General features: G+C 59.3%; 9 protein-coding genes. 1 reads left to right on the top strand and 8 read right to left on the bottom strand.

Annotation, left to right across the window (positions count from 1 at the left end):
* Positions 1-212: 212 nt before the first annotated feature.
* On the top strand, positions 213-1,418 hold the full coding sequence (locus VGG64_05770) for a PEP-CTERM sorting domain-containing protein (protein ID HEY1599088.1): 1,206 nt from the start codon (positions 213-215) through the stop codon (positions 1,416-1,418).
* Positions 1,419-1,442: 24 nt separating this feature from the next.
* Here VGG64_05770 and VGG64_05765 read toward each other — a convergent pair whose 3' ends face one another.
* The 8 genes from VGG64_05765 to VGG64_05730 all read right to left on the bottom strand — a co-directional run bounded on the left by VGG64_05765 (position 1,443) and on the right by VGG64_05730 (position 12,915).
* Complete coding sequence (locus tag VGG64_05765) at positions 1,443-3,977, bottom strand: excinuclease ABC subunit UvrA (GenBank protein ID HEY1599087.1); 2,535 nt, start codon at positions 3,975-3,977, stop codon at positions 1,443-1,445.
* 66 nt (positions 3,978-4,043) lie between these two features.
* Positions 4,044-4,328 (bottom strand): hypothetical protein, encoded by a 285-nt coding sequence (locus VGG64_05760; protein HEY1599086.1) that lies wholly within the window; start codon positions 4,326-4,328, stop codon positions 4,044-4,046.
* Between the two features lie 199 nt (positions 4,329-4,527).
* Positions 4,528-4,824, bottom strand: coding sequence for a DUF2312 domain-containing protein (locus VGG64_05755; protein HEY1599085.1), 297 nt, complete (start codon positions 4,822-4,824; stop codon positions 4,528-4,530).
* Between the two features lie 512 nt (positions 4,825-5,336).
* Positions 5,337-6,269, bottom strand: coding sequence for a polysaccharide deacetylase family protein (locus VGG64_05750; GenBank protein HEY1599084.1), 933 nt, complete (start codon positions 6,267-6,269; stop codon positions 5,337-5,339).
* A 112-nt stretch (positions 6,270-6,381) separates the two neighbouring features.
* Complete coding sequence (locus VGG64_05745) at positions 6,382-7,185, bottom strand: EcsC family protein (protein ID HEY1599083.1); 804 nt, start codon at positions 7,183-7,185, stop codon at positions 6,382-6,384.
* Positions 7,186-7,456: 271 nt separating this feature from the next.
* Positions 7,457-8,794, bottom strand: a complete 1,338-nt coding sequence (locus tag VGG64_05740) for an MFS transporter (GenBank protein HEY1599082.1) — start codon at positions 8,792-8,794, stop codon at positions 7,457-7,459.
* Between the two features lie 127 nt (positions 8,795-8,921).
* Positions 8,922-11,369, bottom strand: a complete 2,448-nt coding sequence (locus tag VGG64_05735) for a LamG domain-containing protein (protein HEY1599081.1) — start codon at positions 11,367-11,369, stop codon at positions 8,922-8,924.
* Positions 11,370-11,490: 121 nt separating this feature from the next.
* A complete protein-coding gene (locus VGG64_05730; protein HEY1599080.1) occupies positions 11,491-12,915 on the bottom strand; it encodes a DUF1501 domain-containing protein in 1,425 nt (474 codons plus the stop codon).
* Positions 12,916-12,946 lie beyond the last annotated feature (31 nt).

The following is a 12,946-nucleotide window of genomic DNA, read 5'->3' as shown; positions in this document are numbered from 1 at the left end:
GTAATCGCTTCGCTTCTCTCTAGCGCAGGGCCCGCTAACCAAACGTCGTTCTTCGCGTTTGACCTTCCACACGGTGCCCGGGTTGCGCGTGTTCTCGGTTCCGGATAATGTGCGCGATCAGGCGCAATTCGGACCATTTCCTGGGCCCCTTCGGATAGCGCGGGCGTATTCGTATCCGTCAGTCTTCCCACGGAATTCTTACAGGGGGTTCTATGATTGGCATTCGTGCAGGGAAAGTAACAGCGCTTGCGTTGGCTGCCATGCTGACGACGTTGGTGTCGCAAGCCGCGGCCGCGGATCAGAATGTCGTTTTCTCGATCGACCCGACGCAAAGCACGTTCCAGTATTCCACCGTCGGTGGTATCTACGGCACCTATGGGCCCGTCTCGCCTGGCAGCAATGTGAGTTCTGTTAGCGGGCACTTTCTAGTGAGTTTCGATCCGTTGACCGACACGCCGACGAACATTCGATTCGTAGGCGGCGATGGTTACTACCAGCAAGATACTCCCATGGTTGTGGCCAGCACCACGCCCGGCGTTGTCATCAATTACACCGGCTTGAGCTTCGACTTCAGTAGCGGAACGCTCACGGGGAGTGGCGGCAACTTTCCCGCGAATACAACGGACTTCAATGTCCTTAGCGGCGGTCTGACAGAAACGTTTACGAACAATACCAGCGAGTTTTTTCCGGCCACTCCGTACAACGATGTCGTTACCGCGGGCCAATGGACGTTAGCTGAAACGGGAGGAGCCGGCTCGGGCGATTGGACATTGAGCGTTTCCGGTCATTACACCGAACCAGCCGGCTCAGGCCCCCGTAGCTCTACGGGGACGTTTACTCTCGATGCCCTGTCGACCGCGCATTTTGGTTCGACGAATATCGCGACTGTTGCTCCGAACGCCACGCAAGCCAGCGTGCTGGGCGGCGCCACGACGCCCGGCGGCGTGACGATGGACCTGAGCGGGACCACCAATGGCGGTACGTTCTCCGCCCAGCAGATTCCCAACTCGGGAGGCCTGTCGCAGCAAGCGGTCACCGCCGCGCAAACCAATCCTGTCTTTGGCCTCTCGACAAGCAGTCTCTCGGTCAATCCACAGATCTGGACCGTGGAATATACGGGGTTGCCCACCGGTCAGACGGCAACCTTGGTCTTCCATTACGACCCCGCGTTACTACCGGCCGGGACGGATCAATCGCAATTGGGGATTTGGCACTTCGATACGACCGCCAACAGCGGCGCCGGAGCTTGGGAGTTCGGCGGCACAGTCAACACGACTGACCATACGATTACGTACGTCACCAGCAGCTTCTCTCCCTTCGAGCTTGGCAAGGCCGTGCCCGAGCCGTCGACGATGGTCATGCTGGGGCTGGGACTCTTGACGCTGTTTGGCTATCGCGTGCGTTGCCGCGCAAATTAGGCCCGCCAGCTTGATCTAAACTATCTAAAGTTGACGCTGCAGGTACGGCGCTGTGCGGCTGTGGCGATGGCGCGCCACTTCGGCCGGCGTGCCGGTTGCCACTACCTGGCCCCCTTCGTCTCCTGCGCCGGGGCCGATGTCGATGATCCAGTCGCTGCGGGCGATGACCTGCATGTCATGCTCGACAACGATTACCGTGTTACCAGCGTCGACCAGACCGCTCAATTGGCCTAGCAGCTTTTCGACATCGGAGGGATGCAATCCGGTCGTCGGCTCGTCGAGCACATACAGCGACTTGCCGCGCTGCGTGCGTTGTAACTCAGTGGCAAGTTTGATCCGCTGGGCTTCGCCGCCCGATAGTTCCGTCGCCGGTTGGCCGAGGCGTATATAACCTAGTCCAACTTCTCGCAATACTGAGAGGCCGCGCTCCAAGACCAATACCTCTGTAAAAAACTCCCACGCATCGTCGACGGTCAGACCGAGCACCTCGGCGATATTCTTATCGCAATAACGCACCTCCAGCGTCTTGGCGTTGTATCGTGTTCCCTGGCAGGTCGGACACGGGGCGTACACGCTGGGCAGGAACAACAGTTCCACCATGACAAAGCCCTCGCCCTGGCAATGTTCGCAGCGCCCTTTACCAACATTGAATGAAAACCGGCTGGCGTCGTAGCGTCGCGATCGGGCCAACTTCGTGGCGGCGAAAAGACGGCGAATGTGGTCGAACATGCCCGTATAGGTGGCCAGATTCGACCGCGGGCTGCGGCCGATCGCCTTTTGATCGACACGCACGAGCCGCGAAATCAGCTCTCCGCCTGCGGCGATGCGTCCACCGGTTGCCAGCGTCGCAGCGCGCTCGAGCGGATCCAACTCCTCGTCCTCGGCCGGAAGTTCGTGTCCTAGAGACTCGGCCACCAGCTCGACGAGCACTTGGCTTACCAGCGTCGATTTTCCCGAACCCGATACACCAGTGATCGCGGTAAAGACACCAACCGGAAAATCCACATTGATGCCGGATAGATTGTTGCGCGTGACACTATTTAATCGCAACCAACCCGATGGGACTCGCGCAACGCGAGGTTCGGTTCGATGCGTGGCAAAGAGGTAACGCGCGGTCTGCGAACTACGCACATGGCGCAGCCCGTCGGGCGGACCGCTGTAGAGGATTTCTCCGCCATGTTGCCCCGCGGCGGGCCCGACGTCGACCAGCCAATCCGCCTGCCGCATGACTTCAATTTCATGCTCGACTACGAACAGCGAGTTGCCGGCTTGTTTCAGCGCCTGGAGTGCTGCCAGCAGCGATTCTGTATCTGCCGGATGAAGGCCGGCGGATGGCTCGTCCAACACGTACACAACGCCAAACAAGTTGGAATAGAGCTGCGTCGCCAGCCGCAATCGCTGCAACTCGCCTGGGGACAGCGTGGGAGTACTCCGATCGAGCGCCAGGTAACCCAGGCCCAGGTCCAACAGTGCTTTCAGCCTGGCAACAAGATCCGTGGCGATTCGCGTGGTTACCAGGACCTGCTCAGGATGCGCCGTTCGCTGTCGATTCAATTCCGGCGCGGTCGCGTCGGCATAGGGTTGCAACAATTGTGCCACCCGCTTGAGCGGCAGCCGTGATAACTCGGCGATGTCGATTCCGGCGAACGTCACAGCCAACGACTCGGGCCGCAGCCGCTTGCCATGACACAACGAGCAATCGCTGGCCAGCATGAAGCGCAGTGCCCGTTTTTTCATGAGCGCACTGTGCGTCGTGGCGAAGGTGTGCAACACATAACGCTTCACACCGGAGAACGTGCCCATGTAACTCGGCTCGAGCTTGCGTTTGAGGGCAGCTCGGGTTTCGGCCGGTGTGAATCCGGCATACACGGGCACGACCGGTTGTTCATCGGTAAAGAGGATCCAATCCCGATCCTTTTTGGATAACTCTCGCCACGGCTTGTCTACGTCGTAACCCAGCGTAACCAGAATATCGCGCTGATTCTGTCCGCCCCAAGCAGGTGGCCAGGCAGCAATCGCGCGCTGACGAATGGTGAGCGAATCATCGGGAACTGCCGAGCTCTCGGTGACGTCGTAAATCCGCCCCAGACCATGACAATTGGGGCAGGCACCTTCAGGAGTATTCGGCGAAAAACCTTCGGCATAGATGATCTCTTGGCCTGCCGGATAGCGGCCGGCCCGCGAGTAAAGCATCCGCAGCAGGTTCGATAGCGTCGTTACGCTCCCGACTGACGAGCGCGCCGTCGGAGTACCCCGTTGCTGCTGCAAGGCCACGGCCGGCGGCAGGCCTTCGATCGCCTGCACCTCGGGCACGGCCATCTGGTGGAACAAACGGCGAGCGTAAGGAGATACCGACTCCAGGTATCGCCGCTGTGCCTCGGCATAAAGAGTGCCGAATGCCAGGCTGGATTTGCCGGAGCCCGAGATCCCTGTAAATACCACCAGCGCATCACGCGGGATGTCGACGTCGATATTCTTCAGGTTGTGCTCGCGAGCGCCGCGCACCCGCACAAACCCGCCAACACCGCGCGCGTGATGCTTGTCCGACGATTTGGCCATGACATAAGACGACAAGAACGCGCGACTAATGCATGCTTTACCGACCGAGCATCCTAACGTACGGTCTTACTGTACGTCTTTAGCCACCCTCAAGATTTGCAGCACGGCGATCGCTTTGTCGAGACCGCCGATGGAATTGGCGAATGCGGATGCCTTCTTGATATCGCTGACGGCGAAATGTCCGTTGGCGGGCTGGTCGACGGTTTTCTTGGCTTTGGGGCGAGATTTCTCGGCAGGCGTGTGTGCGGTCGCAGAATCTCCATTGGTCTCGTGACGCAAATCATCCGTCGCATCGTCGATGATTGCAATCCCCGCGATACCACCCGATTTCTTCGCGTTCTTCTTCGCCATAGTTGCAACTCCATTGATTGAGGGGCCGAACGACGCCCCACAAACTAGCTATTGGCCGCGCGGACCGCAATTGCAAATGACCTGACCGGCCGTATTGCTCCGCGACCGAATCAGTCGCGGAGCAATACCCGACACCCTGCAAGGCAGCCAATTCCCGGTGAAAAGTCGCTGTCGCCAGTGCAGAGGAATATCGCGGCTATCAGGCGGCTTCGTCTCGTTCCTCCACATCGTCAGCCATGCCCAACGCGCGCTTGTACACGTCGAGCAAGGTTTCCTGCTCCTCGCGTTTGTGTGGGTCTAGTTTCCGGATTTTTATGATTTCGCGGATGGCCTTGACGTCAAAACCGGCCCCCTTTGCCTCCACGAACACGTCGCGAATATCGGCCGCGATGGACGACTTTTTCTGCTCCAGCCGTTCCACCCTTTCAATCACCGACACGAGTTCGTCAACGGCTACTGCGGCCACATTCGCGGTCTCGTGCTCTGCGATGCTCATAAATGCGTCTCCTCGGGTTGATAAAACCGTCAATCTTTTTGCGGTCGGACCTTGCGCGGGCGCCGTCGAGGTTGCCACGAGTGCGATTCAGCCCTGGGCCCAACGGGCGAGAGCCGTGCGGCACTATCTAAGCAATCACGTTCGACGAATCATCGCCTGGGGCGAATCGTAGCGCAATCCGCTTCCGGCGGTCAGATAGTTTTCGTCTGTTTGCGGCCCATTTCCCTCAAGAAATGCCGCGGCGCTATTAACTTTCTGCAATCCCTGAATTCGCACCAAGGTGATTGCATGGCGCTGCGCGATGCAATAACCAATACCGCTACGACCGGCGATGCAGGTCGGTACCAACCCACTTGCAGTCCGGTCGGATTGACACGGATGCGCTAGCGTCGTCGCACTTTGTGCGCGTTAACCACCGCAATGTCGCCCCGACGAACAGATGCAGATTGCCATCAACAGTAACAGGTCGGCGACGTGCATGAACGCCACAGGGACACGTTCTTGGTCGGACTTTATTTGCCAGTCATCTCGCTTAGTTGCTTCCACGAGATCACGTCCACACCAGACTTCTTTACGGCGTCGATCATCTGGGGATCGGTAAAGACGCGCCGATCGTTGTCGCGCAGCTGCGAACTAGAGGTAATCGCTTGTAGCTCGTCATTGTTGTATCCGCAGTGGATAATCAGATAGCGAACGCCGGGCTGCGTTTCATTGATCGCGTCGAGGTACATCTTCTTTTTGGTCTCATAGCTCTCGCCCGTGTAGTACTGGGTCATGAAGTCCAGTACGGGCAGATGATGATCATCGAGCATTTTGACTAGTTCGGCGCCGCGGGCCCGCACCTGCGGATTGGTCGCCGCGATGCCAACGTTGAGCGCCCGGATAAAGAACACCGGTACCTTGAACTCGAGGCCCAGCTTGACGTAAACCTCGATCAGGTCGGGCCGACTGACGACGGCGCCCATGTGCGTATCGATGTGCGTGACCGGCACGCCAAAATCGATGGCCCGTTGAATCTGCGCCCGCAATTCGGTTTCGACCTCGGCCGCCTTAGCCGTGCTGGCGACATCTTGCACGCCTCCCCATAGATATCCTTCCGCGTCGATCAGACTGGGCACGGCTTCGCGCGGCGCCACAGGCCCCCAGCGATAGTCCTTCCACTCGCTGTTGAGCGTCAAGTGGATGCCGAAGTCTTTCTCGGGATGCGCCTTGGCATAGGCGGCGATTTCCTTAAACCAGGGACAGGGGACCATGATGCTGGCCGACGAGACGATCCCTTTCTCCATGCCTTCGATCGTGGCCATATTGACGGAATGGGACATGCCTGCGTCATCGGCGTGGATAATCACATAACGTTTGTCCGGTGGCACGGCCGCCGAGACGCAGTGTGCGATCACCACCAATATCAACGACGTGATTCCGGTCTTCAGCAGCTTTGAAAACATGGTTCCTCAAACTTTTTCAAGGTGTCGAACTTGGTAACAACAATAGATGCGCTACTTACTCGGTAGGGGATGGCAAATGAAACGGCCGCGAATGGGCCCACCGCGCTTCGTGTCATCGCTTGGCCGCTTCGTTACTGCGCTTGATCCGATCATATTCCGTCCGGATCAGGCCGTCTCCATACTTGCGCTCCAAACGTCGCACTGTGAAATGGCCGCGAGCCATGTCCTGGAAATGGCTAATGAAGATCAGGTTTATGGCACCGCCGCCGGCTGCGCCGATCGCCGGAATCGACTGCGCGGCGAACTTCGCAGACACCGGTAGTTTGAATCGGGCTGCAATATTGGTAATCAGCCGCACGATGGCCGGCGCGCCTTCCTCGGCGAGGCCTCGTTCGGCGATGTATTTTCCTGCTTCGGATATGCTACGCGCCAGCACGGTACGCGTGGCATAATAGCCCGTGTCTGCCGCATCGTCGGATTTGGACCGGCTGCCCAACGCAAAGACTTCGATGCAAGCCAGTTGGGTTTCCGGCAAACGGATATTCTCTCCCTGAGCACGGGCGATATCCGCCACGGATCGCAATATTATTGTGGTCGAAAAAGGCAATTCGATAGCCAGGGCCGGAATTCCAAAGGCGCCCCCGATCGCACCGCTCAACGTCGAGAGCGCCTTGTGAATCCGATTCGACGGACGCACATCGCCATTGCTCCGCAACGTCGACGTGGCTACACGCAGTGCGGAAAGCAGGGCGGCATTCGTGATCGATGCGATACGTTGCGAAATCTCGTCGGGCAGACTCTTGAGCGCGTATTCCATCGGTTGCCCGACGACGTTGGTGATTTGGATCGCCAGACCTGGATTTTCCAGCGTATGGACGGCATCGGCCAGGGCCTCAAGATCTTCAGGATCGAACATCGTCAATTCGCAGAGCGTTCAAGGTAAACATCAAAACCGGTTCATTCTGACGCGAAGCGACAGCCTGGCCACAGCAGGCGGGGCCCGTGCGCCAGGCAACACATGCTATTGATGATGAGCCAGTCCCACCAGAATAGCAATCAGGCTTTCGATTGCGCGCAGGTTGGATCGCAGACGATCATCCGGAGATTTTCCCGCGTTAGGAATGAACTCACGGAATCACGGAGGCCGGCGATGACTGTATGCATTCAACACGTCCTGGTGCGATGATTCAAAAACTCGTTGCGCCCGGTGCGGAAATCACGCTGTTATTGTCCTCGTCAGGGCAGATGCCCCACCACAATGCGGCGCCCAAAATCACGATCACGCCGGCCACAGACATACTCAGCCGCCAGCCGACGTCAGAGCCATACTCCCGGGCAAAGACCCCTCCCAGTAGCGGCAGAATCCACGGCGAGAGGGTGCCGCCCGTGTTGCCGCCCATATTCATCAATCCTGCCACGATTCCGCCGTATCGTCCCCCTAGCCCGACCGCTGTCGTCCAGAACGAACCTTCGCAGCCACCAATACACGCCGCGGCCAAGGCAAACGCCGCCAGCGTGACTTGTGGATCCGTTGCCAGCAGTCCGGCTTCGAAAGCCAGGCCGCTAAAGAGCATCGAGAGCGCCGGAACGATCGCCCCGCGCACGCGTGGCGGCAGGCTGCGCGGCACCCGATCCGCGAGAACACCTCCCAACACCATTCCCGCCCCCATCGCCAGCGTTACCCACATGGAATAGTCGCGGGCGACCTGACGTGATTCATGTTGCACGCTCTCGAAGAAATACTCGATCCAATAGAAGAACACATACTGGAAGTATCCCATCGCCGTATAGCTGAGCGTTATGCAAACCACATTGCGGTGCCGTAGAACAAGTAACAGGGACGACCAATCGAAGTGCTGCTGGTGTGAAGGCGAATGATCACCTTCTGCAAACGACCGTGGACGCGACACGCCGGCCCAAATCCCCGTGACGACCAGCGTCAACGCGCTAGAAAATAACAGCGCCGTCGGCCAGTCGAAGCGATCGATCAATCCTCCCAACACTTTGTATGTCGACGCGATTCCCAGGCAGGCCGCAAATGTCACGAGTCCGTTGGCGAGTGCTTTCGATCTCGGTGAGACGTGTTCGTAAACCATACGTGCCGATGCCGGGTGCAAGGGCGCGTTCACGATCCCCAGCAGCGCGCGCACGACCAGCAGTCCCGCTAAGAGCGTCGAAGCGGTCCCAGCCACAAGGCCGACCCCGCCGGAAAGGGCCACAAACACCGTCGAGCCAATTCCCCACACCAGTAGCGCAGCCCGCGCCCCGTAGCGATCGATGAACCATCCCCCGGGAATCATGGCTAGTGTGTAACAGAGCAGAAAAGCCGAATAGACCATGCCCATCTGCTGCGGAGCGAGGTCGTACTGAGAAATGATCCGCTCGGTTCCCGCGACCGAGATGCCGATGCGATTGAAGTGGCCGCAGGCGACCACCATCATCAGCCAGGGGACAGTCCGCCAAAAACCACGGCTAACTGCCACCGAGTGAGGCGGCGACATGCTGGTCGGATCGGAAGCCGCCACAAATGCCTCCTTCCAGGGGAATGGGCCCGTCCGCATTTGTCGCGGACGATGCCTGTTTCTGTCCCGTTTCTTGCCAGCTTTGGCGGCGGCGACTTACGAACCCACCGATAAATGCCTCAGAGCTACTTCACGCTTGCTTCGCGCCAAAATGACTTAGCACATTTTGCATCAGCCCCGACCACTTGTCGTCGAGCGCCAGCGTCGATCCAGAATTGATCGATCCTGAATGAAACACGCGACCTCCGGCAGGACGCTCCCAATAGATCATCTCGGCGCCAACGGAAATCTGTGGCCCTTTGCCGAAGGGAACGGGTCGCTGAAAATAGTCCCAGGCGAAGGGAATTTTCTCGGCATCCACGAACCCATCCGCCAATAACGAGATGCCAGCAGGATCCTCCGTGGGCTGTATGGCACCGGGGGGCGGCGCTTCGACAAGATACTTCGCGATCATCGAGACGCGCACGTCCCCTTCGTGGCCGATCGGCTGCGGCAACGCCTTGTCCCCGGCTCCGCAGAACGAGTCCCCGGCACGCAGGTCGAGCGAGATCGGCTCGCGAAATAGAAAATGCTCAGGATTGCGCACCTTGTACGGCCCGACGCCAGGCACTCCCACGCCCATCAATGAAAAGTATTCGAGCCCAAACAACTTCCAGGCTGGAAAGCCGCACTCGCGCGACATCCCCCCCCGACGCCGGTCGTGGCTGTGCCACATTTCTCCGCGCCGGTCGGCGCGCACCTGCGTGCCCGGGGCGTCTCCTTTGCGACATTCGATGATCGATGCGTCGGCATTGAACGACACGCGCCAAAACGCGGTGTTGCCCGAAAGTACGACGGCATTCCCGCAACGGTCGAGAAACTGGCTTACCCGCCCCATCGCCTCGAACGACCAATACTCGCTATGCCCGACGACCACCAGCACCTTGTAGCTGTCGAGAGCCTGCGGATCGAGTTGCAAGTCTGTATCGGTCAGCACGTCGTAGTCGTAACCTTGCCGCTCCAGCCAGGTCTGTGTAAATCGATCCTGACGACAGAGGTGGCTGTAGTCCCATTCGGCGGGCCCCATCAGCGTATAAGGACCGACGACGGGCCAGGGCATGCGGAAACCAAGTTGATACGTCCCCTGCCCCGCTTGATGAACGCGGTAGAAGCAAAATGCCGGAGGATCGCCAGCGCTGTTGGCCGGACCGTTGTTGCCGATCGATTTTTTAAGGCCTGGCCAGGCCGGGCAGAAAGGAGTCGCGGAATAGGCCTTCCAACTATTCGTCGAGCAGAGAAAGGCGATCGGCGCCCTGGGTCGCGCGCGATCCTTCCGCACGATAAACAGGGTGTGGTACATCCGCTCTTCACCGTCGATGGCACAGCGAATGCGACCTACGTAGATCCCCGAGCGCGCCGTTTCCGGCACGCGAAACTCGTGAGAAGCCTGCCAACGACAGTCGTATAAATCGTCAGAAGCGAGCCGCAGACCGTGCCCGCGTTCGGCATCCTTCGTCGGATCGTAATTACCAAACCGTGGCACGTCGGGGTTGAAGCTGGGACCGCCGATCATCCACGTCGCCGAGTTGATGATGCGTAGAGCGCGGCCATTTCCGCTGCCATCGGCGACGCGCTCCCCCTGCTCTTCGTCGAGTGGCCAGCAGGCCAATAGTCCTGGTCCGGTAGCCGGGACAAGTCCACGTGTGGCCGCCCGCGCCAAGATTTCGTCGGCCGTTAGCGCCCGGCCATAAATCGCGGGGAGTGCCAGATCGGCATCGAGCAAAAAATCGGCACGCCCCGCTTTTCCTGCTGCACCGATGCGCAAGGGCGCCGCGCCCGGCCGGGCCGGAACGGAATGCTTCCACCGACCAACCTCACGACCGTCAACCCAAATTTGCTTTTCCTGCCCGTCAAACACCGCCACCACGTGATGCCACTGGTTCGATAGGACCGAGCTTGGAGCATTGTCGGGAAACGTCTTCAATCCTTCTGGATTGATCTGCATTTTCAGCTGATCGGCCGGTGTTGTGTGCAGGTTGCTTTCCTGAAATGCGCCGCCATCACCCAGATAGAATCCCAGCGAACCATCTTCGTTGACAAACAATGCGAACCCGCAGCCGCCTGGATTATCGAATTGGCTGATGAGCGCTTGCCGCGCCAGCGTGCGCCAGCGGCGGACCCACAGCTCGATCGTTAGAGGCGGCAGGTCCTCTCCCGCTGCCAGCGGCTGGTCGGCCACCAGGTACGAGCCAGGATGAATCGGCTGCACGTGCGCCTGTGCGCGAGCAAACGTATGCAGCACCTCGTCGAGCGCCGGACTGTCGACGTCGATTCCCAGCCGACACACCTGTAATTCATACGGAACCGAACTGCTGACATGAAAACGCACCGTGTCCCCCGCGGCGACAGATACACGATCCGTGTAGGCATGCACTCCGTCGACCGTTTGTGGACGATGCGGGGGAATCGCAGCCGGTTCGCGAGTTGATGAGCTGTCGGCAGCCTTCACCGTTGCCAGCAAGTCGGCCGAGACCAAGGCCGTGGCAGCCAGCGCTCCGCCGGCGTTGACACAAAACTCGCGCCGCGTTTGATCAGCCATCGTCTAAACTCTCTTTTGTTGGTAAATGCACCCAGTTGCGATGTGAGTGACTTTTTTTGGCTACCGTCGCCGCGACGGGTTGTTGCGTTTTTTTGGTAGGCTGCCTTCGCGTAACGAGCCATCAAGCGAGGATTCCTTCTACTAACTCTCCGTGTACGTCGGTCAGACGAAAGTCGCGGCCGGCATATTTGAACGTGAGTCGTTTGTGGTCCAGCCCTAGCAGGTGCAGAATCGTGGCGTGCAGATCGTGGACGTGCACCTTATTCTCGATCGCGTAGTAGCCGTAATCGTCGGTTTTGCCCCAGGTAATGCCCTGCTTGACGCCACCACCCGCCAGCCACATTGTGTAGCCATGCGGATTGTGATCGCGACCGTCGGTTCCTTCGCAGGTAGGCGTCCGGCCGAACTCTCCGCCCCAAATCACCAGCGTATCGTTCCACAGCCCGCGTCGCTTGAGATCGGTCAGCAGGCCGGCGATCGGTTTATCGATCGCGCGGGCTAGCCGGCCGTGATCCTCCTTCAACTTGTTGTGCGCGTCCCAGCCACTCAGATTGCACTGCACGAAACGCACACCATATTCCGAGAACCGGCGAGCCAACAGGCACTGCGTGCCGAAGTCGGCCGTTTCCGGATTGTCGAGACCGTACAGCGCGTGCGTCGTTGCCGACTCCGCCGCGAGGTTTTGCATCTCGGGCGCCTCGCCCTGCAGGCTATACGCCAACTCGAACGAGGCGATGCGGGCTTCTAACTCGTTATCGGGGCCGCGGGAAACCGCTTGGCGCCGTTCCATCTGGGAGAGCAGGTCAATCTCGAGCCGCTGCCGATCACGTGCCGTAGCGTTCGACCCCAGGAACGGGATTCTGGCCTCCTGCGGTTTCAGACCGGCATGGCCTAGTGCTGTTCCCTGATACATCGCGGGCAGAAATGCCGAACCGAAATTGTTAGCGCCCCCTTGCGACAAGTCCTGGCAGATCGTCACGTAGCCGGGAAAGTTTTGATTCTCGGTTCCCAGACCGTATGTGATCCACGAACCCATGCTGGGACGAACGAACGTGTCCGTGCCGGTGTGCCATTCGAGCACTGCGCCGCCATGGCGCGAGTTGGAGCAACACATCGAGTTAATCACGCACAAATCGTCAACGTGCGTCGCCACATGCGGAAACAGCGAGCTGACCCACGTACCGCTTTCGCCATGCTGTGCGAACTCGAAGGGTGAACCAACGAGATTCCCCATGCGATTCGGGAATGACACGACGCGAGGCCGTTTCTCTGCGGCGAGCGGCCGCCCACTATCGCGCGTGAGAATGGGTTTTGGATCGAAGGTGTCGAGATGCGACGGACCTCCGAACATGAAGAGCATGATGACGCGATTGACGCGTGGCGCGAAGTGCGGACTCTTCGCTGCTAATGGATCGACCACGGCATGGGACGAATCGGCCATCAACGCCGACAGCGCCAACCCGCCGAAACCTGCGCCGGTCTGCAACAACCAGTCGCGGCGCGACTGCGGTCGCGTCACGTGCGAGCCGAGATTAGAAGGTGTCATAATGGTCGTTTCTGATCAGCAAGCGGCGGCC

The sequence above is a fragment of the Pirellulales bacterium genome, assembly GCA_036490175.1.
Classification (GTDB): Bacteria; Planctomycetota; Planctomycetia; order Pirellulales; family JACPPG01; genus JACPPG01.
The sequence above is the reverse complement of the archived record's forward strand: the minus strand, read 5'-3'. Positions and strand labels throughout refer to the sequence as shown.